Raw genomic sequence first — 23,264 nt, 5'->3', positions numbered from 1 at the left:
CACGCAGGGTGGCCCGCCGCGCGGCGAGCGCCGCGACGAGCGGCCCGCGCAGGCGCGTGAGGATCGCGGCGGCGGCGCACCGGGCCGGGGCGGCGGCAAGGGCCGCGACTTCGGCGAGCGCCAAGGCGGCAAGGACCGTGCCTTCGGCAAGGACCGCGAGAAGGGGGGCGGCGGCGAGCGCCGCTTCGAGGAGCGTCGCTTCGAGAAGCCGCGAGCGATCGATCCCGACTCGCCCTTCGCCAAGCTCGCCGCGCTCAAGGACAAGCTCAAGTAGGGATCCGGCACGGGAGCGGGCATGGCGGCAGGCGAGCAGCGCATCGACAAGTGGCTGTTCTTCGCGCGCGTCTGCAAGTCGCGCTCGCTCGCCCAGAAGCTGACCCTCTCGGGGGCGGTCCGCGTCAACCGCGAGAAGATCACGCACTCGGCGCGCCTCGTTCGTCCCGGCGACGTCCTGACGATCTCGGTCGCGGATCGCATCCGCGTCCTCAAGGTGCTCGAGGCCGGGACGCGGCGCGGTCCCGCGCCGGAGGCCGCGCTTCTCTTCGAGGACCTGACGCCGCCGCCGGAGCCACGCGCGGCTTCCGCACCGGAGCCTCAGGTCGAGCCCGGCGAGCGGCCGACGCGTCGCGAGCGCGAGGAAGCGCGACGCTACAAGGAGGCCTGGAGCGAGGAGGGCTGAGCGTCCGCCAATGCCTCGCCCAGCGGCGCGGACGAACGTTTCCCGCCGCGTCCGTTCCACGCAACGCGCGACCCTTGTCAGCCCCAACCGAAGCCGCTACGTCCCCGCTATCGGACCTCGGGGCGCCCGCTCGGCGCGCCAGCCCATCCTTCCTCTCCTGACGCCCGCCGCCGGCCTTCTCCCGCCCGCCGGCTTCGCGGGTGGCCTTCTGCCGGGAATGCCGCCATGACCTATGTCGTCACCGACAACTGCATCCGCTGCAAGTACATGGACTGCGTCGAGGTCTGTCCGGTGGACTGCTTCTATGAGGGCGAGAACATGCTCGTCATCCATCCCGACGAGTGCATCGACTGCGGCGTGTGCGAGCCCGAGTGCCCGGCCGAGGCGATCAAGCCCGATACCGAGCCCGCGCTCGACACGTGGCTCAAGCTGAATGCCGACTATGCCGAGAAGTGGCCCAACATCACCGTGAAGCGCGAGGCGCCCGCCGACGCCAAGGCGATGGACGGCGTGGAGGGCAAGCTCGAGAAGTTCTTCTCGCCCGAGCCCGGCCAGGGCGACTGAGGGCTCCCGAACCCGCGCTTCCCATCCCCTGCGCCACGATTCGTCGTGGACGGCCCGCGTCGCCTCAAGGTGGCGCGGGCGATTTGGGTTGAATTTTGCGCCTCGATAGGGTATTATTTCTGCAACAGTCGAGCGCCGGACATCACAACGCACCCTTGACCCGGCGGTCACGGCCTCTTGAAAGGTTCGCCCCTTCCGCCTTCCGATCGCTCGTCCGCCTCCATCCGGAGCCGGATCGCTTGCGTCGTGGCGGAACCGGTGTGCCCGGATCGGGTCAGGCTGCCGCCGCCGGTCGCTCGGACCGTCCGGCCTGCTCAACCCGCGACCCCCTTCGAGGTCGCCCCGTGCATAGCGGCCCCGGCGGCTCTGCACAACAGGGAGTTCAGCTAGCGTTATGAGCATTCAGAAGAAGGTCTCCCAGCGTCAGGGCTTCAAGACCGGCGAGAGCATCGTCTACCCCGCGCACGGCGTCGGGCAGATCGTGGCGATCGAGGAGCAGGTCGTGGCGGGCATGACGCTCGAGCTGTTCGTGATCGACTTCGAGAAGGACAAGATGCGGCTGAAGGTCCCCGTGGCCAAGGCCGAGAGCGTGGGCATGCGCAAGCTGTCCGAGACCGACTTCGTGGAACGCGCCCTCAAGGTGGTCCAGGGCCGGGCTCGCGTGAAGCGCACCATGTGGAGCCGCCGCGCGCAGGAATACGACGCCAAGATCAACTCCGGCGACCTGATCTCGATCGCCGAGGTCGTGCGCGATCTCTATCGCGCCGAGTCGCAGCCCGAGCAGAGCTATTCCGAGCGCCAGCTCTACGAGGCGGCTCTCGGCCGCATGGCGCGCGAGCTCGCCGCCGTGAACGAGGTGTCCGAGACCGAGGCCGTCCGCCTCATCGAGCTGAACCTCAACAAGGGACCCAAGCGCACCGCCAAGGTTCTGGACGAGGACGAGGCCGACGACGGCAACGAGGCCGAGACCGAGACAGGCGAGCAGGACGAGGCGGCCTGAGCCTTCCGCGCCGTCCTCTTTCCCAGATGAGCCGCCCTTCGGGGCGGCTTTTCTTTTGCGCGATGAAATGATACGCCAAGTGTCGGAGGGCGGCGCGAGCTGCGCCCATCTCCTTCTTCCCCTTGAACTTTTTTACGCTGCGCTATTTCGCCGAAAAAAGTTTACCCCTTTGGGAACCTTCCTTCTCCGCCCTTGTTAATGAGGTAGAGCGCCGGGTTTCGGTCCCGTTTCTGCGGCGTTCGGATCCACGCGTTTTCCGTTGGGAAGGTCCGAACCAATGAAGTCTCAGTCCACCCGCCGTCACCTCATCCAGGCCGCGATGGCCGCCCCCTATCTTCAGCGGGAAGAGGAGTACGAGCTGGCGGTCCGGTGGAAGGAGCATCAGGACCAGGAGGCGCTGCACCGCATCACCTCCGCCCACATGCGCCTCGTCATCTCCATGGCCTCGAAGTTTCGTCACTTCGGCCTCGCCATGAACGACCTGATCCAGGAAGGGCATGTCGGCCTTCTGGAAGCGGCGGCCCGCTTCGAGCCCGAGCGCGAGGTGCGCTTCTCCACCTACGCCACATGGTGGATCCGCGCTTCGATCCAGGACTACATCCTGCGCAACTGGTCGATCGTTCGCGGCGGCACCTCGTCAGCCCAGAAGGCGCTGTTCTTCAACCTGCGCCGCCTGCGCGCCCGACTCAGCCAAGGGTCCGAGAGCCTTTCGGGCACCGAGATGTATCGCGAGATCGCGACCGCGCTGAAGGTGTCGGAGAGCGACGTCGCGCTCATGGACTCGCGTCTGTCGGGTCCCGACTCCTCGCTCAACGCTCCGCTCATGGAAGACGATTCCGGCTCGGCCGACCGCCAGGACTTCCTGGTCTGCAACGATCCGCTGCCCGACGAGATGGTCTCGGCCTCGATCGACGACGAGCGCCGCGTCGTGTGGCTGCGCTCGGCGCTCGGCGTCCTGTCGGAGCGCGAGCTGAAAATCATCCGCGAGCGCCGCCTGCAGGACGACGGCGCCACGCTGGAGGCGCTGGGCTCCAAGCTCGGCATCTCCAAGGAGCGCGTGCGCCAGATCGAGACCCGCGCGCTGGAGAAGCTGCGCGTGGCGCTTCTCCAGGCGAACCCCGACGAGGCCGCTTTCGTCGCCTGATCCCAGAGAAGCTTCGTTCCCCAAAGGGCCGCTCCTCGGAGCGGCCTTTTTGCGTGCAAGGCGCGGGCAGAATCATACGCCCGCCTGATCCCCCGCCGGGCAATTCCGCATCGATCCCTTATGCGCGAGTGACGATCTTCCCCCGTATCGCAACAACGGGAGCGCCTCGCAGATGAGCGTCGCCTTCTCCGGGGTCGTCACGCCGCTGATCACCCCTTTCCTGTCCTCGTCCGAGCCGGATCCCGGTTCCGGGTCCGAGATCGACACGTTTCGCCTCGCCGCGCTGGTGCGCTGGCAGGCGCGCTCGGGCGTTTCGGCCGTGATCCTCGGCTCCCCAATCGGCGAGGGACCGACCCTGACGCGTGACGAGCGCGTCGCGCTGGTCAAGGCCGCCGGGCCCGTGAAGGGCCGCATGCAGGTGCTCGCCCATATCGGCACTCCCGACACGGCGCGCGCCGTCGAGATGGCCCGGGACGCGCGCGGGGCGGGAGCCGACGGGCTGGTTCTCGCGACGCCGCCCTACAACAAGCCGACGGCACGCGGCATCCTCGCCCACATCGCGGCTGTGGCGGATGCGGCCGCCGGCCTGCCGATCCTCGTCGAGTTCGACGAGGCGCGCACCAAGACGCATCTGACCGTCTGCGAGATGGCGGAGATGATCCGCGTCGCGGGGGTGGCGGGACTTGTGGACCATTCGCCCAATCCGCTCCACCTCGAATGCCTCAGCCGGGCAAGGCCGGATACCTGCTTCCTGGCGGGACACGAACCGGCAATGGCGGCCTGCGGCCTGATGGGGGCGCACGGCGTCAGCAGCGCGGCGGCCAATGTCGCGCCGCATCTGGTGGTCGCGTTGTGGCAGGCCGTCGCCGACGGAGACGGCGCGGGAGCACGGCGGCTGCAGGAGCGGCTGACGCCCTTGTTTCAGCTGGTCGAGGCGGAGGGCGTGCCGGCCCTCAAGGATCTGGCGCAGGACGCGCTCGGCTGCGAGACGACGGTGCGCCTGCCGCTCCACGCCCTGTGCCGGTCCGCCCGGCAGGCGGCGGCGCGCATCGCGGTGGATCTCGAGACGATCGGCTGCCCCCCGCCCTCCCGCATGGTGCGTCACGCGCCGGTCTGGGAGCGCGCGTCGTGAACACGTCCGCCATTCTTGATCCGTTCGGCTTCGAACTGTCTCCCGACCCGGCCGGCGGCTGGGCGGTCAGGGACCGGGCGGGCCGCTCGGGCGGCCTGTTCGCCACGCGCGAGGCCGCGCTGGCCTTCATCCGGCAGGAACGGCGGGTCCTGGCGGCCTGCGCGGCCGAGCGCGCACGCTTCGAGGCTGGGGCGGGGAGCATGCGCCGGGCGCACGCGGCCTGAGCAATCGATGTGGCGGCGGTCCATGCGGGCCGCTGCCGGTTCCGCATGGGTCCGGCTCATGCCGGACCGCCGCTACTCGGCGATGATCTTGTAGCGCGTGCCGACCTTCACGGGACCGAGGTCCTCCATGTCGTTGAGGAGGCGGAACATCTCGACCTTGCGCTCGACGCCCTGGATGCGCGAGGCAAGCGACGCCTCGGTGTCGCCCGGCCGCGCGGTGATGATGCGCACGCGCAGCGGCTTCAGCTGCTCGCGCTCGGCCGGTCCGAGGAGCCGGAACGAGCTGGCGATGCTCTGGGCGATCGGGGGCAGGCGCTCGGCCGCGTCGGCGGGAAGGGCGGTCAGGAAGCGGTAGACCTGTCCGCCGACCCGCACCACGGTCACGTTGAAGACGTAGGAGCCGCCGGCGGCCTGGGCCGAGACCGCCTCGAGCTCGCCGATGCGGAAGGGGCGGATCGAGTTGCGGTCGAGACCGCCGACCCAGCCGCTCTGGATATAGTCGGTGAGCGAGGTCGTCTGCGGAATGGCGATGCCGTCGAAGCGCACCGCCGTGTCGCCGGGGCCCGTGGCGAGCACGGCCTCGGCCGTGTTGTCGATCACGAAGCCCTCGGGCACCTGGAAGGTGATGCCGAGGCCCGGATGGAAGAAGGCGCGGCCGCGCACGTAGCCTTCCGAGGCCGTGTCGCCGAAGAGCATGCCGTCGATGCCCGACAGGTACCGGTCGCGATCGGTCGCGCCCGAACCTTCCGGCCCGAAGACGCTGGCATGCTTGCGGGCCAGCTCGACGCGCTGGGGCGCGGCCGGGTGCGAGGCGAGGAAGTCGAGGTCGGGGTTGGAGGCCTGGAAGGCGTTCCGGAACGAGGAGAACTGGTCCATCGTGCGCAGGAAGCGGGCCGCGGCATAGGCGTCGTAGCCTGCCTCGCCGGTCTGCTTGATGCCCATGGCGTCGGCCTGGAGCTCCTGGTTGCGCGAGAAGGAGGCCAGGTTCAGCCGCCCGCGCGCCAGGGCCGCGCGGGCGGCCGTGTCGCTGGACAGTACCTCGTGCACGACGCGGCCGGCGAGCTCGGCCGCCTCCTCGCGCTGCTGGCGCTCGATGCCGTGATTGGCCTTCACGTGGCCCATCTCGTGCGCGAGCACGGCCGCGACCTCGGCCGAGTCGTTGGCGAGCGCAAGCAGGCCGCGCGTCACGTAGAGATAGCCGCCCGGCAGGGCGAAGGCGTTGATGTTGGGCGAGTTGAGGACGGTGATGCGGTAGGCCCGGCCCGGATCGTCCGACACGGCGCCGAGCTTGCCGACGATGCCGGCCAGCATCAGCTCGAGCTTGGGGTCGGAATAGGCGCCGCCGTAGGCCGCCAGGATCTTGGGGTGCTGCGAGCGGCCGATCGGCGACTGCGGATCGTTCTCCTGCACGCCCTCGAAGGAAACGGGCGTCCGGCTCTGGCCCGGCAGGTAGCCGGTCTGGAGTTCGCCGCCGGTTTCTTCGAGGCCGCGCCCGAGCGAGGTGCAGCCCGACAGCGCGACGAGCGTCAAGGCGATCGCGCCCCAACGACGACCCGCTCCGTCCAGCCCTGCGCCCAGCCTCTCCGCCATGCCCCTCGATCCCCCGGAAGCGCCCGTCCGTTGCGGGTCCGTTCTCATGTAATCGCCCCGGCTCGGACGCGAAAGGGCGACGCGAACACAGGGCCGGAAAAATGGAAAGACGCCCGGACGATCCGTCCTTTCCCCCTTGGCGCGCGTCCCATGCTGCGCAAAGCCGCCGAAATTACGGTGCCGGCTTCGCACCTTGCGGCAGCGCGCCGAGATAGCGGCGCACGGCCTCCGGCGCCGACCCGCCCAGCATCGCCTCCGTTTCGCCGACGGCCCGCACCGAGCCGTCCTCCAGAAAGGCCACGCGGTCGCAGAAGCCGCGCGCGTCCTCGGGGTGATGGGTCACCATGAGAACGGTCGGCGGGTCGGACCGGCGCGCGCGGGCCGCCCTGAGAAGCTCCAGCATCTCGCGCCGGAGCGCGGGGCCGAGGGCCGCGAAGGGCTCGTCGAGAAGCAGGACGGGGCGCTCGCGCAGGAAGGCGCGCGCAAGACCGACGCGCTGGCGCTCGCCGCCCGACATGGCGGCGGGACGGCGCCCAGCGAGCGCCCCGATGCCGACCTCATCGAGGGCCTGCCGCGCCCGCTCGCGCGCCCGGCGGCCGAGACGGAAACGCGGGGCGATGCCGATCGCCACGTTTTCCTCGGCGGTGAGGTGGGGAAAGAGGTTGTCGTCCTGGAACACCATCGAGAGCGGCCGCTCGGCGGGGCCGAGATCGGTCACGTCGCGGCCCTCCATCACGATGCGACCGGCGGCCGGCGGAATGAAGCCGGCGGCCAGGTCCAGGAGCGTCGACTTGCCGGCGCCGGACGGGCCGATCAGCGCCATCCACTCGCCGCGGCGCACGTCGAGGTCGAAGCGGAAGGGCGTCCGGTCGTGGTGGAACACGACGCCGTCGAGCACGAGGCCGCTCATGCCGGCTCCTCCGCGCCTCGTCGTCCGCCGATCTCGGCGAGAAGGAGAACCAGGAGCACGCCGAGCCCCAGAAGCAGCGCCAGGCCCGCCGCATCCGCCGAGCGGTAGGAGCCCATGCGCTGGAGAAGAAGGAGGGGCAGGGTCGTGAAGTCGCCCGACCCGAACAGGGCGACCGTGCCGAGATCGCCGAGCGACACCGCCAGCGCGAGGCCGAGCGCCAGCCGCAGCGGCCGCAGGAGCGCCGGCCCCTCCAGATGGCGCAGGCGCGCCCAGCCGGTGAGCCCGAGGCCGAGCGCGAGGCGCCCGTGCCGCCGGTCGGCCTCCGCGATCGCGGGCAGAAGGAGGCGCACGCCGTAGGGCAGGATCAGCACGGACTGCGCCAGCACCACGACGAAGGGCGCGAGGCGTGCGACGTCGCCCGTGCCGCGCAGGAGAAGGAACCAGCCGGCGCCCACCACGATCGGCGGCACCACGAGAACGAGCGACGAGGCGCCGCTCGCCGCAAGGCGCGCGAGCGGGCCCCCGCCGGCTGCCGCGAGCGCGAGGGCGAACGACAGGGATAAACCGAGAACCGCCGCCGGCACCGCCACGAGAAGGCTGGTGAGCGCGGCGCGCTCGACCGCCGGATCGCGGACGAGACGGCCGAGATCGGCGGCGAGCCCATCGGCCACGAGGGCTGCGAGCGGTAGGAGGAGAAGCGCAAGCCCGAGCGCGAGCGCGAGCGCGTCGACCAGCGCGCGGGGGCGGCTCGGCCGGTCGAAGCGCCGCGCCAAGCCCGCGCGCCCGAGACCGAGATCCGCCGTGCTCCCGCCGATCAGGAGGAGCGGTGCCAGCGACAGCGCGACCATGGCGACCTGGAGGAGCGACAGGGTGAGCGCGCGGCCGGGGTCGAAGTCGTAGCGCAGCGCCTGATAGACGGCGACCTCCACGGTGGTCGCCCCCGGCCCGCCGCCCAGAACGAGCACCAGCGTGAAGCTCGTCACGCAGAGCGCGAAGACGAGCGAGGCGGCCTGGGGCAGGGCGCGCCGGACGGCGGGCCCCTCGACATGGCGCCACACGGCGAGCGGCGAAAGGCCGAGTTGCCCGGCGATGCGCCAGCTCTCGCGCGGCACCGAGCCGAGCACGCCGTAGACGAGCCGCGCGACGAGCGGCGCGTTGAAGAAGACGTGGGCAAGAAGGATGCCGGCGAGCCCGTAGATCGAGGGGCGGGGCAGGCCCGCGAGCGCGAGCGCGTCTCCCACCCATCCGCCGCGCCCGAACACGGCGAGAAGGCCGAGAGCGCCGACCAGCGGCGGCAGGGCCTGGGGCACGAGAAAGAGGCGCAGCGCAAGGGCGCGGCCGGGCAGGCGCGTGCGATGGAGCGCGAGCCCGAGCGGGATGCCCAGCGCGAGCGAGAGGAGCGCGGAGAGCACGGCCTGCAGCAGGGTGAAGCCGACGATGCTCCTCAGATACGGGTCCCGAAGCAGCGTGAGCGGCGAGGCCGGCCACAGGCCCGTGACCGCCGGCACGGCGAGAAGCGCGGCGGCGAGAAAGCCGAAGGCGGCCGCGGCGGCCCCAAGGCCCAGCGCGCGCCGCAGACGCCGGTCGGCGGGTCCGAGCATGGGCCGTCTTACCGCTGCGCCATCGCCCGCAACCATTCCTCGGTCCAGGCCGCGCGCCGGCGCGCCACCTCCTCGGCCGGGATCTCCAGGGGCTTGGGCGGCTGGACGACGTCGCTGAAGGCGGCCGGCAGCGGCTCGGCGGTCGGGGCGACCGGCAGCGCCCAGTTGGTGACGGGCAGGATCGACTGGACCTCGGGCGACAGGAGGAAGCGCAGGAAGCTCTGCGCGAGATCGGGATGCTGCGACCCCTTCAGGCGGGCGGCGAGTTCGACCTGCCGGTAATGGCCCTCGGAAAAGCGCATCGCCTTGTAGCGGTCGGTTCGCTCCTCGATCTCGTGATAGGTCGGCGAGGTCGTGTAGGAGAGGACGATCGGTACCTCGCCCTTGGTGAAGAGGCCGTAGCTCTCGCTCCAGCCGGGCGTGACGGTGAGGATGCGCTTCGAGAGCTTCGCCCACGCCGCCTCCGCCCGGTCGCCGTAGACCGACTTCACCCAGAGAAGAAGGGCGAGGCCCGGCGTCGAGGTGCGCGGGTCCTGGATTGCGATCTTCTCGTCCGGGTTGCCGTTCACCAGCGCATCGAGCGACGCGGCGGGATCCTTCACGGCTTCGGAGTCGTAGACGAAGGCGAGGTCGAGCCGGTCGAAGGGCACGAACGTGTCGTCGCCGAAGCCGCCCGGCAGGCTCAGCGCCGAGAGGTCGACGCCCGAGGGAGCGAGGAGCCCGGTCGCCTTGGCCTCCGGGACGAGTTCGGCGGTGAGGCCGAGCGCGACGTCGGCCTTCGTGGAGGGGCCCTCGAGCTTCAGGCGGTTGAGGATCGAGACTCCGTCCTCCAGCCCGACGAAGCGCAGGTCGCAGCCGCAGGTCCGCTCGAAGGCCGCCTCGATCCTGGGGCCGGGACCCCAGTCGGGCGTGAAGCTCTCGTAGGTGTAGACGGTGAGCACCGGCTTGTCCTCGGCCCGCGCCGGCAGCGCGGCAAGAAGCGACAGGGCAGCGGCAAGGGCGGCAAGGCGACGGGCCATCGGCACTCCTCCAGGGGCAGAGGAGAGGCGCCGGGTCGGGACGGGTGTCGCGATGGCCCCCATCCCTCCGCCGGTACGATCCGGATCAGGTTCGGCGGGTTGGCGGACAGCCGCCTCTCAGCCCGGATGGGCACCCCGTGTGGACGCTTCACCTCTAGCGGAGGGGAACGGGACACGGCAAGACGCGAAACCCGACCCTGAAAGGCTCACCCATGGACCCGACCCGCTTCGTCATCCTCATGGCCGGGCCGATCCATGCGAACGGACGCCTGCGGGAGGCGGTGAGGGGCCGGCGCGCGGTCGCCGCCGACGGGGGCATCCGCCATGCGCGGGCGCTCGGGCTCTCGCCCGAACTCTGGGTCGGCGACTTCGATTCCGCCGCGCCCGCCGACCTTGCCGGCTGGCCGGACGTCGAGCGCTTGAGGCTGCCGCGCGACAAGGCCGAGACCGACGGCGAGGTGGCGCTTGTCGAGGCGCGGGCGCGGGGCGCGCGAGACGTCCTGCTCGTGGGCGCCATGGGCGGGCGGAGCGACCACGCCTTCAGCCATCTCGTGCTTCTCCTGCGCGAGCACGAGCGGGGCCTGCGGGTCGAGATGAGCGACGGGCGCGAGCGCTGCGTGCCGCTCGGCCCCGAGCCGGTGCGCCTCGATGCAGCCAACGGCACGCAGTTCTCGGTTCTGCGCTTCTCGGACGTCGAGGGGCTGACGATCCGGGGCGCGCGCTTCCCGCTCCACGACGTCGCGCTTCCCTTCGGCTCGCTGCTCACCCAGTCCAACGAGGCGACGGGCCCGGTGGAGATCGGGTGCCGGAGCGGCCGCGCCCTGGTGCTCCTCCAGGAGGACGAGAGCGCACGCTGACGCGCGCGGCTCCGGCCGTCATGGCCCCGAGCGGCGCGTTTTGGGCTGGACAGCGCAACCCCCGGCGGGCGATGATGCCTCCCGTTGTCTGCGTAGCTCAGCAGGATAGAGCACAGGATTCCTGAGTGAAATTGGGCGGCGCGTACCGAAAGGGCGCGTCGGATCTGCTCAAATTCGGGGAACGCTTCTCGCTCTCGCGAGGTGCCGATCCCGAGCCAAGCCGGAGCGATCCGGAAGGTGTAGAGACTGGTAGGGCAGCACCTAAGGGCCGTGGCCTAGGGTGAAGGGACAGTCCAGACCGCGAACGCCCGCAGGGCGGCGGCGAAAGCCGAAGCGGTATGAATCCTGGGGTCGTGGGTTCGAATCCCGCCGCAGACACCAAGCCGCCGACCGGCGAGACGCGGGAATCCGGCCAGCGGCGGGCCGTTTCGGCCGGCGTGACCGGGGTTGACCGCAGCCGCTCGCCGCGTCCCCGTGCGGCCTCGGCCGTCCTCCCCTACCGCGCGAACCGCCGCGCTCCGACGACGCAGGCGACGACCAGGGCCGTGACCAGGATCATTGACGGGGCGACGGGCTCCGCCAGGAGCAGCCCGGCCAGCGCGAGGCCGAAGAACGGCTGGAGAAGCTGGAGCTGACCGACGCCCGCGATGCCGCCGAGCGCCAGGCCACGATACCAGAACACGAATCCCACCAGCATCGAGAACACCGACACGTAGGCGAGGCCGAGCCATTCCGGCATCGTGACGGCGCCGAAGGTGCCGGGAAGGGTCGCAAGCGCGACCACCGCCATGACGGGCATGGCCAGAAGAAGCGACCACGAAATGACCTGCCAGCCGCCGAGCCTGCGCGACAGGGCCGCGCCCTCGGCGTAGCCCAGACCGCACAGGACGATCGCGGCCACCATCAGCCCGTCGCCCGCAAGCGATGTCGCGCCGCCTTGCGCCAGGGCGAAGCCTGCGACGGCCAGGGCTCCCGATACCGAGAACAGCCAGAAGGCGGGCCGGGGCCGCTCGCCGCCGCGCACGACGCCGAACAGCGCCGTGGCGAGGGGCAGAAGACCGATGAAGACGACAGAATGCGCCGAGGTGACGTGCCGGAGCGCGAGCGCGGTGAGAAGCGGGAAGCCGACCACGACGCCGAGCGACACGATGGCGAGCGAGGGAAGGTCGCCCGCTCGCGGCCGGCGCTGGCGCAGGACCAGCAGGAGCGCGGCCCCGAGCGTCGCGGCGATCACCGCGCGCGCCGAGGTCAGGAACAGGGGCGAGAAGCCGCCGACGGCGACCCGCGTGGCGGGGAGCGATCCGCTGAAGATCAGGACGCCCAGAAGGCCGCTGCCCCATCCCGCCGTGCTGCGCTCCATCGTCGCCTCCCGCTGCCATGCCGCCGGGTTCGATAGCGCGACCGAGGCTGTTCGCGACAGGAACGGTGCCGTACGCTGAGGTCGAACTGTATGGGCCGGCTCGGCCGAACGGTTGGGGGAGCGGGTGGACGGGACGGGGAACGGGTCGACGCGCACGGGCGCCGTCATGGAGGCGATCCGCCGACGCATCTCGACGCGCGAGATCGCGCCGGGCGAAAAGCTTCCCTCGATCCGGGGGCTGGCCCGGTCCATGCGGGTTTCACCGTCCACGGTCGTCGAGGCCTACGACAGGCTGGGCGCCGAAGGTCTGATCCGGTCGCGGCCCGGCTCCGGCTTCTTTGTCGCCGGGAGCCTGCCGCTAGCCCTTTCCGAGGTCGAACCTCGGGCCGACCGCGCGGTGGACCCGTTCTGGGTCTCCCGCCAGTCGCTCGACGGCGGCCCGGAGATGTTGCGGCCCGGATGCGGCTGGCTTCCGGCAAGCTGGATGCCGAACGCGCCGATCCGGCGGGCGATGCCGGCGCTGGCGCGCGCCGACGACGCTCTTCTGTCCGACTACGGCGCGACGCGCGGCCAACTGGCCCTGCGGGGACTTCTCGCGCGTCAGTTCGCGATCGAGGGTCTGGAGGCCGGCCCCGAGCAGATCCTCCTGACCGGCTCGGGCACGCAGGCGATCGACCTCGTGTGCCGCTTCCTCCTGCAGCCGGGCGACGCCGTGCTTCTCGACGATCCCTGCTATTTCAACTTCCAAGCCCTGCTGCGCGCGCACCGCGTGAAGGCCGTGGGCGTGCCCATGACGCCGGGCGGACCGGATCTTGCCGCCTTCGCGCAGGCGCTCGAGGCCCATCGTCCGCGCCTCTACGTCACGAACTCGGCCGTCCACAATCCGACGGGCGCGTCGCTCTCGCCGCAGGCGGCCCATCGCGTCCTGACGCTGGCGGCCGCCCACGACGTCACGATCGTCGAGGACGACATCTTCGCAGACTTCGAGCCAGAACCCTCGCCCCGTCTCGCCGTCCTCGACGGCCTCCGGCGCGTCATCCGGATCGGCAGCTTCTCCAAGACGCTGTCGGCGTCGATCCGCTGCGGCTACGTGGCGGCGCGGCCCGACTGGATCGAGGGCCTGATCGATCTCCAGGTGGCGACGAACTTCGGAGGGCCCAGCCCCATCGCGGCCGGCATCGTCCAGGGCGTTTTGGCCGACGGCGACTATCGCAAGCACCTCGTGAACCTGCGCTCCCGGCTCGCGCGGAGGCGGCGGGAGGCGACGGTCTCGCTCGCGGCTCTCGGCATCCGGCCCTGGATCGATCCGCGCGGCGGGTTCACGCTGTGGTGCCGTCTGCCCGATGGGCGCGACGCCGCCGACCTGACGCGCCGGGCGTGGAAGGAAGGCATGGTGCTGGCGCCCGGCAACGTCTTCAGCCTGTCGCAGACGGTGGGGGAATGGATGCGCTTCAACGTGGCGCAGATGGCCGACCCGGCGGTCCTCGACCGTTTGAGGCAGGTCCTGTTCAGGTCGGGAAACTGAGTGCCGCCCGGACGCGGCGGCGACCTCCCGGACGTTCCGACGCCCGGCGGGGGAGCGATCCGCCGCCGGGCGCCTGATTCAATGAAGCGGCTGGCGCGCCTCCACCTGGTCGAGCTCGGCCAGAAGGCGCGTGATGCGGCCGGGCACCCGCTCCTCCAGCCGGTGGACGGGGGAGCGGTGCAAGGCTTCGCGGATGCGGGACTGGAGGACGGGGTTGGTTACAATCGTCGCGAGGTCGGTCATGGACGGTCTCCTTCGCTGCACTGGGACGGAGGATGCGCCGATATGGTGAACGGGAGGTTTACCGCCGGGCCGCCGGTTCACACCGACCGCGTCAGGCCGCCATCGACGCGGATGTTCTGGCCGGTGATGTAGCCCGCACCCTCGGATGCGAGAAAGGCAACGGTCGCGGCGATCTCCTCGGCCCGGCCGTAGCGACCCATGGGCACGCTGTCGCGCCGTTCCTCGGTCGCGGGAAGGCTGTCGATCCAGCCGGGCAGGACGTTGTTCATGCGCACGCCGTGCGGCGCGTAGCCGTCGGCGAAGATCTTCGCGTATGCGGCAAGCCCCACGCGAAACACCGCCGAGGTCGGAAACATCGGGCTCGGCTCGAAGGCCCAGGCCGTGGAGATGTTGACGATCGAGCCGCTGCCCTGCGCCTGCATGGCGGGCGCCACGAGGCGCACCGCGCGCACGACGTTGAGAAGATAGACGTCGAGCCCGGCATGCCATTGCTCGTCGGTGATCTCGGCGATCGGCGCGCGCGGTCCATGGCCCGCGCTGTTGACGAGGACGTCGATCCGGCCCCAGCGCTCCAGCGCGCCGTCCACGAGACGTCGCAGGTCGGCTTCCCGCTGGTTCGAGCCCGTCACGCCGAAGCCGCCGAGTTCGGCCGCCAGGGCCTCGCCCTTGCCCGACGAGGACAGGACGGCGATCCGGTACCTGTCGGCGGCCAGGCGCCGCGCGACGGCCGCTCCCATGCCGCTGCCCCCGGCGGTGACGATGGCGACGCGATCGGTCATGGCTTTCTTCTCCCGGCGGGCGATTCGCCCGGCCCAGTTTCAGCGCAGCAGGCCGTCGGATGCAAAGGCGTCCCACTCGGCCAGCGAGGGCTTGGCCGTCTTGTCCCGGCGTGCGCCCCCGCGAGGGGCGGTCTTGGGCGCGCCCTTGCCGGCGCGCGTCAGCGCCGCCTTTCCGGCGGCGCGGCGGCGGTTCTCGGCGACCGTCTGCCGGTCCTCCTCGCGCCAGATGGCGACGAGGTCCCGGTCCAGGAGATCCTCGACTTGGCGCGGGTCGAAGACGTGGAACGTCACCGCCTTGGCGCGGCCGCGCAGCTTCACCGTGCGCGTGCCCGCGCTCCGGAGGCGGCCGTCGCGGGTCCATTTCAGGCGCTCGTGCCCGGTGACCGTCAGGATGTCCTCGATCTCGCGCGGCAGGACGGGAAGGGCGGCGATGCCCTCCAGGGTCTTGTCGACGATGGCCCGCGCCGCCTCGAACTGGAGCGCCTTCTCATGGGACAGGCGCAACGTGATGCGGCCCGCCTCGACCGCGAGGTCGCCGCGCCGGGGAAAGGGCAGGCGGGCGCGCAGCTCCTGCTCGATCCCCTTGGCGCGCACGGCCGAGCCGAGCGTCGCGGCGACCGGGAAGGGCCATTCGGCGACGAGGTCGGTCTCGCGGGCTTCGTTTTCGTCCGGCATCGGGGCGCAACGAAGTTCGGGCGGGAAGGCTGCAAGCATCGCCCTCGTTCCGGTCGTCAGGCCGGAACGGGATAGACCGTCGAGACGGCGTCCATGCTCGCCAGGAACGCCGACAGGACGTCGCTCCCCCGTCGCGCCCGCGGCGTGTAGAGCTCGAACAGGCAGACATAGCCGACGTCGTGCGGCCGGATGCGTCGGACCCGCTTGGCCGCGACGTCGGCTTCGGCGGCATGATGGGGCAGGAAGCCGATGAACCGCCCGGAGCGGATCAGGAGGAGTTCGGGCTCGATCTGCTGCACCGTCGCCTCGACGCGCCAGCGGATGCGGCGCATCCCGTCCTCCTCGCGCCAGTAGCCGCGCCGCACGTAGGGCACCTGCGCGAGGACCTCGTCGCTCAGCTCGTCGTCGGGCAGCCCGAAGAAGGGATGGTCCGCGCCGCAGTAGAGCCCGTGGCTTTCCTCGTAGAGCGGCCGGTAGTCGATGCCCTCGACGCGCGAACGGTGGCTGCCGATGCCGCAATGGTAGAGCCCTTCGAGGATCTTGGGCTGGATGTCCTGCGGCCTTTCCTGCACCAGGACGAGCCGGACGTCCGGGGCGATGCGGCCGAAGGCGGCGACGACCTCGGCGATGCGGCTCGACGGATCGCTCGCCACCGAGTCGAGGATCGCGACGCGCAGCTCGCCGCGCAACTCGCCCTTCAGGGCCGCGATGTCGGCCGCAAAATCACCGAGCGCCTGACCCAGGCGCCGCGACGCCTCGTGAACCGCCTGTCCCCGTTCCGTCAGGCGGAAGCCGCCGCGACCGCGCTGGCACAGCGTGAAGCCCAGGCGCTCCTCCAGCGCCGTCATGTGATTGCTGATGGTGGACTGGCCGATGTTGAGCTCCGCCTCGGCCCCGGCATAGCCGCCACCGCGCACCACGGCGTCGAAGACCTGAAGGAGCCGCAGATCACTTCCCGAGACACGCATCGAAGCCGCCGTCACATGGATCATCGTCAAGGTGAACCTTGATAGAACTCTATGGCTGGGACGTCGATGCGATCTCTATGGTCAACATCACGCCATCCGCCAGATGTGGTCATTCCGCATGCATACGGTTTTCCCTTCCCGCTTCGACGGCCGGCCGTCCCGATGAGCCGCACCGCGCGTCTGAACCATGTCTCGGTGCCGCCCATCGCGCAGGCGGCGCGCTGGGCGGCCTCGTACGACGGTCGTCACGGCCCGCTCGTGGATTGCAGTCAGGCCGTTCCCAACCGGCCGCCGCCGCCCGAACTCGCCGAGCGCCTCGCCCGCGCGGGCGCAGAGCCGGCGGCGGCGCGCTACGGCGACATCCTGGGCGACGCCGCCCTGCGCGCGGCTTATGCGGCGCACGTCTCGCAGCGCTACGGCACGCCGGTTTCACCGGGGCAGGTGGCGATCACCAGCGGCTGCAACCAGGCCTTCTTCGCCGCGATGATCGCGCTGGCGGGGGCGGGCGACGCCGTGATCCTGCCGACGCCGTGGTACTTCAACCACCAGATGACGCTGGACATGCTCGGCATCGAGCCGCGTCCGCTGCCGCTCGACGCCGCCGGCGGCTTCCTGCCCGATCCCGCCGCCCTCGAGGCGCTGATCGACGCGCGCACGCGCGCCGTGGTGCTGGTGTCGCCCAACAATCCGACCGGCGCCGTGTATCCGGACGCGCTCCTGTGCGAGATCCTCGCCCTCTGCGCCCGGCGCGGCGTCACCCTCGTTCTCGACGAGACCTATCGCGACTTCCTCACGGCCGAGGAGCGACCGCATTCGCTGTTCGGCCGGGCGGACGCCGAGGACCATCTCGTCGCCCTGTATTCCTTCTCGAAGTCCTACGCGATCCCCGGCCACCGCGTCGGCGCGCTGATCGCCGGCGCCGCGCTGATGGCGGATATCGAGAAGGTCGTCGACTGCATCCAGATCTGCGCGCCCCGCCCGGCCCAGGCCGCGCTGCCCTGGGCCATCGAGGCGCTGGGCGACTTCCGGCGCGCGAGCGCGGCCGAGATCGCCCGGCGCGCGGACGCGTTCCGGGACGCCTTCTCCGCGCTGCCAAACTGGCGCATCCGCCAGATCGGCGCCTATTTCGCCTTCGTGGAACACCCGTTCGCCGGCACGCCTTCGGAAAGCGTCGCCGAGCGGCTCGCGCGCGAGTTCGGCGTGGTCACCCTGCCGGGCTCCTTCTTCGGTCCCGGCCAGGACCGGTTCCTGCGCATCGCCTTCGCCAATGTCGAGGCGCCCTCGATCCACGAGATCGCGCGCCGCCTCGCCCTCGTCCCCGCCCGGCTGGAGGCCTTCGCATGACGCTCGATCTCGAAGCCCTTCGCGCCCGGTTCGGCGGCGACAACGGGCGCCTGATCTACGACGAGGGCTTTGCCCGTGTCGCCTCGCGCATCTTCAACGCCAAGGGCACGCGCGTCGCGCCCTTTGCCGGGGTGCCGACGCTGCTCGACGTGCCGTATCGGCCGATGGACTGGTCGGCGCCCGACTTCTCGGGACTCGACGTCGCGCTTCTCGGCGTGCCCATGGATCTGGGCGTCACCAACCGCAACGGCTGCCGCTTCGGCCCGAGGGCGCTGCGCACGATCGAGCGCGTCGGGCCCTACAACCACGTCCTGAAGACCATGCCGGTGATGGACCTCTCGATCGCCGACATCGGCGACGTGCCCTTCCGCTCGCGCTTCGACCTTGCAAGCTCGCACGAGGACATCGAGGCGACGCTGGCCGCCATCGCGGCCGCCGGCGTCATTCCTCTCTCGGTCGGCGGCGACCACTCGATCTCGCATCCGATCCTGCGCGCGCTGGGCCGCGACCGGCCGCTCGCGATGATCCACATCGACGCCCATTGCGACACGAGCGGCCCCTACGAGGGCTGCAAGTTCCACCACGGCGGCCCCTTCCGCCAGGCGGTGCTCGACGGGGTGCTCGACCCCACGCGCACCATCCAGATCGGCATCCGGGGCTCGTCGGACTATCTGTGGGAGTTCTCCACCGAGTCCGGCATGACCGTGATCCACGCGGAGGAGATCGCGGAGCTCGGCATTCCCCGCATCATCGAGATGGCGAAGCAGACGGTCGGCGACGCGCCGGTCTACCTTTCCTTCGACATCGACAGCCTCGACCCGGCCTTCGCGCCCGGCACCGGAACGCCCGAGATCGGCGGCCTGTCGACGCGCGAGGCGCAAGCGCTCCTGCGCGGGCTGGCGGGCATCCGCATCGTCGGCGGCGACGTGGTCGAGGTCGCCCCGCAATACGACGCCACCACCAACACCGCCCATGCCGGCGCGCAGATGCTGTTCGAGATCCTGAGCCTCGTGCCCTTCTCGCCCAGCCGCAGCCCCAAGCCCTGAACCACGAACGGAGACACGCGACATGACGACATCCATCGCCCATCCGACCCGCCGCTCGGTGCTCGTCGGGGCCGCCGCCGGCGCCGCCGCGCTCGCCATGCCCGGCGTCCTGCGCGCGCAGGACCGCTCGCTCAAGGTCGGCGTCTACGGCGGCTACTTCAAGGATTCGTTCGACGGGAACATCTTTCCCGCCTTCACCAAGGCGACGGGCATCGCGGTGGAGGGCGTCGCCGAGCCGACCGGCGAGGCCTGGCTCGTTCAGCTCGAGCAGGCGGCACGCGCCAACGTCGCGCCGGCCGACGTGTCGATGATCAGCCAGGTGGCCATGCGCAAGGGCCTGACCACCGAGCTCTGGGCGCCGCTCGACCTGAAACGCATCAAGCACGCCGCCGACATCCTGCCGCCCTTCCTGGTGAAGTATCCCGACGAGCGCGTGGCGGGTGTGGGCGCCGTCGCTTGGTACATCAATCTCGTCACCAACACCGAGGCCTATCCGACCGCGCCCGACAGCTGGGCCGCGTTCTGGGACCCGGCGAACGAAGGCAAGCTCGGGCTGCTCGCGCTCGTCTCGAACTCGTTCCTGCTCGAGGTGACGGCCAAGACCTTCTTCGGCGGCACCGGGATCCTCGACACGGAGGAGGGCATCCTCAAGGTCATGGACAAGCTGGCCGAGGTGAAGCCCAACGTGCAGCTCTGGTATCGCGACGAGGCGCAGTTCGAGGCGGCGTTGAAGTCCGGCGAGATCCCGATGGGCCAGTACTACCACGACGTGACGGGCCTGGCCGCGTCCAAAGGCGCGCCGGTGCGATCGACCTTCCCGAAGGAGGGCGGCATCTCGGATTCGGGCTGCTGGGCCGTCAGCAAGGCGTCCACCAAGCTCGACGTCGCGCACGAATTCATCGACTACATGACGCAGCCCGAGACCCAGGCGCTGCTCGCCCGCAAGGTCGGCACCGCCCCGGTGATCCAGCGCTCGCTTCTCGACCTGACGGATGCCGAGTTCGCCGCCGTCTCGTCCACCGCCGAGCCGATCGTGCCGCGCTACGACCTCTACGTCTCGAAGGCCGACTGGCTGAACCAGAAGTGGACCGAGCTGATCGTCGGCTGATCCGGCGTCCCGTTCGATCCGTCCACCAGGAGTCCTTCGCCCATGACCGAACTCGTGCTCGCGGGCGTCACGAAGCGCTACGGCGCGACCGCGGCCGTGGACGCCGTCGACCTCGCGATCCCGGAGGGCACCTTCGTGTGCCTTCTGGGGCCGTCGGGCTGCGGCAAGACCACGCTCATGCGCATGGTCGCGGGGCTGGAGACGCCCACCAGCGGCGATATCCGCTTCGGCGCCGAGACGATCACCCGCGTTCCCGTCCACAAGCGGGGCTTCGGCATGGTGTTCCAGTCGCTGGCCCTGTTCCCGCACCTGAGGGTCGGCGACAACATCGCCTATCCCCTGCGCCTGCGGGGGGCAAGCCGGGGCGAGGCCGAGGCGCGGGTGCGCGAGCTTCTCGACCTCGTGCGCCTGCCGGGCGTCGAGGGGCGGGCCATCACGCAGCTGTCCGGCGGCCAGCGCCAGCGCGTGGCGATCGCCCGCGCGCTCGCGGTCGCGCCGCGCCTCTTCCTCCTCGACGAGCCGCTGTCGGCGCTCGACGCCAAGCTGCGCGAGGCGATGCAGGTGGAGCTGCGCCTTCTTCAGCAGCGGCTCGGCATCACCACGATCGTCGTCACGCACGACCAGCGCGAAGCGATGACCATGGCCGACCAGGTCGTGGTCATGCAGAACGGCCGGGTGCTGCAGATGGACCGGCCGATCGAGGTGTATCGCCGGCCCGCGACCCCGTTCGTCGCCGACTTCCTCGGCCAGACCAACCTGATCGAGGCACGCCGCGAGAGCGGCGGCGCCCGGCTCGCCTCGGGTGGCCTTCTGCCGGGCGTCGCCTTGCCGGGCGCGACGGCCCTCCTGTCGGTGCGCCCGGAGGACGTGATCCTCCTGCCGGAAGGCGAGGGGCCGATCGCGGCGACGGTCGAGTTCGTGCGCGACATGGGCTCGGCGATCGAGATCTACCTGCGCGCGGGCGAGACGCGGATCATCGCCCATCGCGAGGCCGGCGCCCCCGTCGCGCCCGCCGGCTCGCGCGTGTCGCTCGCGCTCAAGCCGGGCGCGGCCACCGTCTTTCCGGCCGAGGCGGCATGAGCACGGCCGGTTCGCGGACGCCGAGCGGGCAGGCGGCGCTGGTCTTTCCCGCGTTGATGCTCGGCGCCTTCTTCGTCGTGCCCTTCGGCCTGATGATCGCCGTATCCTTCTTCCAGCGCGTGCAGGGCGGCTTCTACGAGCCGATCCTGACCACGGCCAACTATGCGCGCTTCCTGTCGGTCTTCTTCGGCGAGATCCTTCTGTTCTCGCTCGGTCTTTCCGCCCTCGTCGCCCTGGTCTGCCTCGTGGTCGGCGCGCCCTTCACCTACCTCCTGTCGCGCCTGCCGCGCCGCGCGCAGGTGCCCTGGCTGGTCGCGCTTCTCGCCGTCCTGTCCCTGTCCGAGGTGATCATCGGCTTCTCCTGGTCCACGCTCCTGTCGCGCACGGCCGGCGTCTCCAACCTCCTCGTCGCCCTCGGCCTGATGACGTCGCCGGCGGCCTTCACGCCAAGCTTCGCGGCCGTGCTTCTCGGCATGTCCTACCAGGCGCTGCCCTATTGCGTGCTGGTGCTCTACCCCTCGTTCTCGCGTCTCGACCCCGCGCTCGGCGAGGCGGCCGAGACGCTCGGCGCCTCGCCTGTGCGTGCCTTTCTCACCGTGATCCTGCCGGCGCTGCGCGGCGCGCTGGCCGCGACCTTCGTCGTGGTCTTCGTCTTCGCGCTCGGCTCCTACCTCCTGCCGCAGCTCCTTGGACGCCCCCAGCACTGGACGCTTTCGGTGCTGATCACCGATCAGGCGATCTACCAGTCCAACATGCCGTTCGCCGCCGCGATGGCCGTGTTCCTGGTGCTGGCGAGCATTCTCCTCGTCTCGCTCACCGCCCTGTTCGGCGCGCGTCGGGTGGGGGGCACGGCATGAGCCGCCTGCTCTTCGCCCTCGTCGGCCTGTTTCTCGCCGCGCCCGTCGCGATCATCGCGGGCGTGTCGCTGAACGCCCAGCAAAGCCTCGTCTTTCCGCCCAAGGGCCTGTCGCTGCGCTGGTACGGCGCGATCTTCACCGATCCCGACTGGCGCGGGGCGCTTCTCACCTCGGTGTCGATCGCGCTCCTGGCGGCGGCCCTCGCGGTCCTGATCGCGCTGCCGATCGCCTACGCCCTGTGGCGGCGCACGACGCTCATCGGGCGCATGGTGCAGCTCCTCGGCGTCTCGCCCTTCGTGCTGCCGCCCGTGATCACCGCGCTCGGCGCGCTCGCCTTCTGGTCGACGGCGGGCTTCTACGGCTCGGCCTTCACGGTGGTCGTCAGCCACGCGATCTTCTTCACCAGCCTGCCACTCGTGACGCTCACCCTCGGCTTCTCCTCGATCGACCGCGAGATCGTGGAAGCGGCGCGCACCATGGGCGCGAGCGAGGCGGCGGTGCGCCGCACGATCGTCCTGCCGATGATCCGGCCCTACCTCGTGTCGGGCTTCGCCTTCGCCTTCGTCCTGTCGCTCAACGAATACATCATCGCCTACATGACGGTCGGCTTCACGATGGAGACCGTGCCGATCAAGATCTTCAACGCGCTGCGCTACGGCTACACGCCGGTGATGGCCTCGATCTCGGTTTTGTTCGTGGCGCTCGCCGCGCTGGTCTTCGGTCTCGTCGCGCGCTTCGGCGACCTGCCGAAGTTGCTGGGCGCGTGGGAACGCCGCTGATGCGCCTCGCCCTCTTTCAGCTTGACGCCGGCAAGCCCCTCGGCCTTCCCGAGGTCGGTGACATGCTCGCGAGCGCGCGCGCTGCCGGCGCCGATCTCGCGCACATGCCCGAACTCGCGCTGCCCGGCTACGGCGCGGGCGCGGCGACGCTGCGGGCATCGGCCGAACAGGCGCCGGACACGATCGCCCGCCTTGCCGAGCTCGTCGCCCGCACGGGCGTCGCGCTCGCGCTGGGCCTCCCGGTCGTCGAGGACGGCCAAGTGCGCAACGCCGCCGTCTTCCTGCAGCCGGGCAAGGCGCCCGCCAGCTACGCCAAGCGCTTCCTCTACGGCGACTACGAGCGAGACGCCTTCTCGCCGGGCGAAGCGGTCTCGCCCCTCGTCGAGCTCGCGGGGCTTCGGATCGGTCTTCTCGTCTGCTTCGACGTCGAGTTTCCCGAGACCGTGCGCGAGCTCGCCACGGCCGGCGCGGATCTCGTCCTGGTGCCCACCGCCCTGCCGTTTGGCGACGGCGCGCGCTTCATCGCCCGCAGCCTCGTTCCGACGCGGGCCTTCGAGAACGGCGTCTTCGTCTCCTACGCCGACTGGTGCGGATCGGACGCCGCGTTCCGCTACCAAGGGCTCTCGGTCATAGCGGCTCCCGACGGCAGGGCGCTGGCCCAGGCCGGCGAAGCCGAACCGGACATGCTCCTCGCCGATCTCGACCCGGCCGGCTTCGAGGCCACCCGGGCGGCCAACGACTATCTCGGCGAACTGCGCGCACGATCCGGAAGGCGCTGAG

25 protein-coding genes and 1 riboswitch are annotated in these 23,264 nt (G+C 70.9%); of the genes, 16 read left to right on the top strand and 9 right to left on the bottom strand.

The window, feature by feature from the left end; genetic code table 11:
* The 7 genes from AUL35_RS22655 to AUL35_RS19390 form a co-directional block, all read left to right on the top strand.
* A partial coding sequence (locus tag AUL35_RS22655) for a hypothetical protein (RefSeq protein WP_192847125.1) occupies positions 1 to 274 on the top strand: 274 nt, incomplete at its 5' end.
* Positions 275 to 295: 21 nt separating this feature from the next.
* A complete protein-coding gene (locus AUL35_RS19415; RefSeq protein ID WP_062017924.1) occupies positions 296 to 679 on the top strand; it encodes an RNA-binding S4 domain-containing protein in 384 nt (127 codons plus the stop codon).
* A 225-nt stretch (positions 680 to 904) separates the two neighbouring features.
* Positions 905 to 1,243 carry a ferredoxin FdxA gene (fdxA, locus tag AUL35_RS19410; protein ID WP_062017922.1) on the top strand — a complete coding sequence of 113 codons (339 nt, stop codon included), beginning with the start codon at positions 905 to 907 and terminating at the stop codon, positions 1,241 to 1,243.
* Between the two features lie 394 nt (positions 1,244 to 1,637).
* Entirely contained in the window at positions 1,638 to 2,243 is a 606-nt protein-coding gene (locus AUL35_RS19405) for a CarD family transcriptional regulator (protein ID WP_062017920.1), read from the top strand.
* A gap of 277 nt (positions 2,244 to 2,520) precedes the next feature.
* On the top strand, positions 2,521 to 3,387 hold the full coding sequence (locus AUL35_RS19400; protein WP_062017918.1) for an RNA polymerase factor sigma-32: 867 nt from the start codon (positions 2,521 to 2,523) through the stop codon (positions 3,385 to 3,387).
* A gap of 172 nt (positions 3,388 to 3,559) precedes the next feature.
* Positions 3,560 to 4,519: a dihydrodipicolinate synthase family protein gene (locus tag AUL35_RS19395; protein ID WP_062017916.1), complete on the top strand. Its 960-nt coding sequence runs from the start codon at positions 3,560 to 3,562 to the stop codon at positions 4,517 to 4,519.
* Positions 4,516 to 4,743 carry a hypothetical protein gene (locus AUL35_RS19390; RefSeq protein ID WP_062017914.1) on the top strand — a complete coding sequence of 76 codons (228 nt, stop codon included), beginning with the start codon at positions 4,516 to 4,518 and terminating at the stop codon, positions 4,741 to 4,743. Before AUL35_RS19395 ends, AUL35_RS19390 begins: the two co-directional genes overlap by 4 nt.
* 72 nt (positions 4,744 to 4,815) lie before the next feature.
* Here AUL35_RS19390 and AUL35_RS19385 read toward each other — a convergent pair whose 3' ends face one another.
* From AUL35_RS19385 to thiB, 4 genes are all read right to left on the bottom strand, one after another.
* Positions 4,816 to 6,333, bottom strand: a complete 1,518-nt coding sequence (locus tag AUL35_RS19385) for a M48 family metalloprotease (protein WP_062017912.1) — start codon at positions 6,331 to 6,333, stop codon at positions 4,816 to 4,818.
* 172 nt (positions 6,334 to 6,505) lie between these two features.
* Positions 6,506 to 7,243 carry a thiamine ABC transporter ATP-binding protein gene (thiQ, locus tag AUL35_RS19380; protein ID WP_062017910.1) on the bottom strand — a complete coding sequence of 246 codons (738 nt, stop codon included), beginning with the start codon at positions 7,241 to 7,243 and terminating at the stop codon, positions 6,506 to 6,508.
* Positions 7,240 to 8,844 carry an ABC transporter permease subunit gene (locus AUL35_RS19375; protein ID WP_062017908.1) on the bottom strand — a complete coding sequence of 535 codons (1,605 nt, stop codon included), beginning with the start codon at positions 8,842 to 8,844 and terminating at the stop codon, positions 7,240 to 7,242. The genes thiQ and AUL35_RS19375 overlap by 4 nt, the downstream gene beginning before the upstream one ends.
* Before the next feature lie 8 nt (positions 8,845 to 8,852).
* Positions 8,853 to 9,863, bottom strand: coding sequence for a thiamine ABC transporter substrate binding subunit (thiB, locus tag AUL35_RS19370; protein ID WP_062017907.1), 1,011 nt, complete (start codon positions 9,861 to 9,863; stop codon positions 8,853 to 8,855).
* A 45-nt stretch (positions 9,864 to 9,908) separates the two neighbouring features.
* A riboswitch (TPP riboswitch) is annotated at positions 9,909 to 10,011 on the bottom strand.
* A 64-nt stretch (positions 10,012 to 10,075) separates the two neighbouring features.
* Between thiB and AUL35_RS19365 the strand changes: the two genes are divergently transcribed.
* Positions 10,076 to 10,720: a thiamine diphosphokinase gene (locus AUL35_RS19365; protein WP_062017905.1), complete on the top strand. Its 645-nt coding sequence runs from the start codon at positions 10,076 to 10,078 to the stop codon at positions 10,718 to 10,720.
* A gap of 496 nt (positions 10,721 to 11,216) precedes the next feature.
* On the opposite strand, the gene AUL35_RS19360 is transcribed toward AUL35_RS19365, so the two are convergent.
* Complete coding sequence (locus AUL35_RS19360; RefSeq protein WP_062017903.1) at positions 11,217 to 12,080, bottom strand: DMT family transporter; 864 nt, start codon at positions 12,078 to 12,080, stop codon at positions 11,217 to 11,219.
* Positions 12,081 to 12,246: 166 nt separating this feature from the next.
* Between AUL35_RS19360 and AUL35_RS19355 the strand changes: the two genes are divergently transcribed.
* Complete coding sequence (locus AUL35_RS19355) at positions 12,247 to 13,605, top strand: PLP-dependent aminotransferase family protein (RefSeq protein ID WP_062017902.1); 1,359 nt, start codon at positions 12,247 to 12,249, stop codon at positions 13,603 to 13,605.
* A 78-nt stretch (positions 13,606 to 13,683) separates the two neighbouring features.
* Here the strand turns inward: AUL35_RS19355 and AUL35_RS22290 are convergent, their stop codons facing one another.
* The 4 genes from AUL35_RS22290 to AUL35_RS19340 all read right to left on the bottom strand — a co-directional run bounded on the left by AUL35_RS22290 (position 13,684) and on the right by AUL35_RS19340 (position 16,294).
* A complete protein-coding gene (locus AUL35_RS22290) occupies positions 13,684 to 13,848 on the bottom strand; it encodes a hypothetical protein (protein ID WP_156418091.1) in 165 nt (54 codons plus the stop codon).
* 77 nt (positions 13,849 to 13,925) lie between these two features.
* Positions 13,926 to 14,627, bottom strand: coding sequence for an SDR family oxidoreductase (locus AUL35_RS19350; protein ID WP_062017900.1), 702 nt, complete (start codon positions 14,625 to 14,627; stop codon positions 13,926 to 13,928).
* 39 nt (positions 14,628 to 14,666) lie between these two features.
* Positions 14,667 to 15,302 carry a hypothetical protein gene (locus AUL35_RS19345; RefSeq protein ID WP_062017933.1) on the bottom strand — a complete coding sequence of 212 codons (636 nt, stop codon included), beginning with the start codon at positions 15,300 to 15,302 and terminating at the stop codon, positions 14,667 to 14,669.
* Positions 15,303 to 15,358: 56 nt separating this feature from the next.
* Positions 15,359 to 16,294: a LysR family transcriptional regulator gene (locus AUL35_RS19340; RefSeq protein WP_244493839.1), complete on the bottom strand. Its 936-nt coding sequence runs from the start codon at positions 16,292 to 16,294 to the stop codon at positions 15,359 to 15,361.
* A 138-nt stretch (positions 16,295 to 16,432) separates the two neighbouring features.
* On the opposite strand from AUL35_RS19340, the gene AUL35_RS19335 reads away from it, so the two are divergent.
* Genes AUL35_RS19335 through AUL35_RS19305 form a run of 7 tightly spaced genes read left to right on the top strand, consistent with a single transcriptional unit; the run spans position 16,433 to position 23,263 of the window.
* Positions 16,433 to 17,614: an aminotransferase gene (locus AUL35_RS19335; RefSeq protein ID WP_062017898.1), complete on the top strand. Its 1,182-nt coding sequence runs from the start codon at positions 16,433 to 16,435 to the stop codon at positions 17,612 to 17,614.
* The gene (gene speB, locus AUL35_RS19330; RefSeq protein ID WP_062017896.1) at positions 17,611 to 18,660 is read left to right on the top strand and encodes an agmatinase; all 1,050 of its coding nucleotides are present in this window, start codon (positions 17,611 to 17,613) and stop codon (positions 18,658 to 18,660) included. Before AUL35_RS19335 ends, speB begins: the two co-directional genes overlap by 4 nt.
* A 22-nt stretch (positions 18,661 to 18,682) precedes the next feature.
* Positions 18,683 to 19,768: an extracellular solute-binding protein gene (locus AUL35_RS19325; protein WP_062017894.1), complete on the top strand. Its 1,086-nt coding sequence runs from the start codon at positions 18,683 to 18,685 to the stop codon at positions 19,766 to 19,768.
* 42 nt (positions 19,769 to 19,810) lie between these two features.
* Positions 19,811 to 20,848, top strand: coding sequence for an ABC transporter ATP-binding protein (locus tag AUL35_RS19320; protein ID WP_062017893.1), 1,038 nt, complete (start codon positions 19,811 to 19,813; stop codon positions 20,846 to 20,848).
* Entirely contained in the window at positions 20,845 to 21,705 is an 861-nt protein-coding gene (locus AUL35_RS19315; RefSeq protein WP_062017891.1) for an ABC transporter permease, read from the top strand. Before AUL35_RS19320 ends, AUL35_RS19315 begins: the two co-directional genes overlap by 4 nt.
* Positions 21,702 to 22,484, top strand: coding sequence for an ABC transporter permease (locus AUL35_RS19310; RefSeq protein ID WP_062017889.1), 783 nt, complete (start codon positions 21,702 to 21,704; stop codon positions 22,482 to 22,484). The genes AUL35_RS19315 and AUL35_RS19310 overlap by 4 nt, the downstream gene beginning before the upstream one ends.
* Entirely contained in the window at positions 22,484 to 23,263 is a 780-nt protein-coding gene (locus tag AUL35_RS19305; protein WP_156418090.1) for a nitrilase-related carbon-nitrogen hydrolase, read from the top strand. The genes AUL35_RS19310 and AUL35_RS19305 overlap by 1 nt, the downstream gene beginning before the upstream one ends.
* Position 23,264: the final 1 nt, after the last annotated feature.

The sequence above is a fragment of the Aureimonas sp. AU4 genome (assembly GCF_001463765.1).
In the GTDB taxonomy this organism is placed as follows: domain Bacteria; phylum Pseudomonadota; class Alphaproteobacteria; order Rhizobiales; family Rhizobiaceae; genus Aureimonas.
This window is presented reverse-complemented; position numbering and strand designations above follow the sequence as displayed.

Bases quoted from the DNA above. Each gene is read 5' to 3' on its own strand.
- AUL35_RS19360 (WP_062017903.1), bottom strand. From the start codon at position 12,080: ATGGAGCGCAGCACGGCGGGATGGGGCAGCGGCCTTCTGGGCGTCCTG.
- AUL35_RS19315 (WP_062017891.1), top strand. From the start codon at position 20,845: ATGAGCACGGCCGGTTCGCGGACGCCGAGCGGGCAGGCGGCGCTGGTC.
- AUL35_RS19340 (WP_244493839.1), bottom strand. From the start codon at position 16,294: ATGATCCATGTGACGGCGGCTTCGATGCGTGTCTCGGGAAGTGATCTG.
- AUL35_RS19310 (WP_062017889.1), top strand. From the start codon at position 21,702: ATGAGCCGCCTGCTCTTCGCCCTCGTCGGCCTGTTTCTCGCCGCGCCC.
- AUL35_RS19320 (WP_062017893.1), top strand. From the start codon at position 19,811: ATGACCGAACTCGTGCTCGCGGGCGTCACGAAGCGCTACGGCGCGACC.
- thiB (WP_062017907.1), bottom strand. From the start codon at position 9,863: ATGGCCCGTCGCCTTGCCGCCCTTGCCGCTGCCCTGTCGCTTCTTGCC.
- fdxA (WP_062017922.1), top strand. From the start codon at position 905: ATGACCTATGTCGTCACCGACAACTGCATCCGCTGCAAGTACATGGAC.
- AUL35_RS19305 (WP_156418090.1), top strand. From the start codon at position 22,484: ATGCGCCTCGCCCTCTTTCAGCTTGACGCCGGCAAGCCCCTCGGCCTT.
- AUL35_RS19365 (WP_062017905.1), top strand. From the start codon at position 10,076: ATGGACCCGACCCGCTTCGTCATCCTCATGGCCGGGCCGATCCATGCG.
- AUL35_RS19345 (WP_062017933.1), bottom strand. From the start codon at position 15,302: ATGCCGGACGAAAACGAAGCCCGCGAGACCGACCTCGTCGCCGAATGG.
- AUL35_RS19375 (WP_062017908.1), bottom strand. From the start codon at position 8,844: ATGCTCGGACCCGCCGACCGGCGTCTGCGGCGCGCGCTGGGCCTTGGG.
- AUL35_RS19335 (WP_062017898.1), top strand. From the start codon at position 16,433: ATGAGCCGCACCGCGCGTCTGAACCATGTCTCGGTGCCGCCCATCGCG.
- AUL35_RS19400 (WP_062017918.1), top strand. From the start codon at position 2,521: ATGAAGTCTCAGTCCACCCGCCGTCACCTCATCCAGGCCGCGATGGCC.
- AUL35_RS19405 (WP_062017920.1), top strand. From the start codon at position 1,638: ATGAGCATTCAGAAGAAGGTCTCCCAGCGTCAGGGCTTCAAGACCGGC.
- AUL35_RS19355 (WP_062017902.1), top strand. From the start codon at position 12,247: ATGGAGGCGATCCGCCGACGCATCTCGACGCGCGAGATCGCGCCGGGC.
- AUL35_RS19385 (WP_062017912.1), bottom strand. From the start codon at position 6,333: ATGGCGGAGAGGCTGGGCGCAGGGCTGGACGGAGCGGGTCGTCGTTGG.
- AUL35_RS19415 (WP_062017924.1), top strand. From the start codon at position 296: ATGGCGGCAGGCGAGCAGCGCATCGACAAGTGGCTGTTCTTCGCGCGC.
- AUL35_RS19395 (WP_062017916.1), top strand. From the start codon at position 3,560: ATGAGCGTCGCCTTCTCCGGGGTCGTCACGCCGCTGATCACCCCTTTC.
- AUL35_RS19350 (WP_062017900.1), bottom strand. From the start codon at position 14,627: ATGACCGATCGCGTCGCCATCGTCACCGCCGGGGGCAGCGGCATGGGA.
- speB (WP_062017896.1), top strand. From the start codon at position 17,611: ATGACGCTCGATCTCGAAGCCCTTCGCGCCCGGTTCGGCGGCGACAAC.
- thiQ (WP_062017910.1), bottom strand. From the start codon at position 7,243: ATGAGCGGCCTCGTGCTCGACGGCGTCGTGTTCCACCACGACCGGACG.
- AUL35_RS19325 (WP_062017894.1), top strand. From the start codon at position 18,683: ATGACGACATCCATCGCCCATCCGACCCGCCGCTCGGTGCTCGTCGGG.
- AUL35_RS22290 (WP_156418091.1), bottom strand. From the start codon at position 13,848: ATGACCGACCTCGCGACGATTGTAACCAACCCCGTCCTCCAGTCCCGC.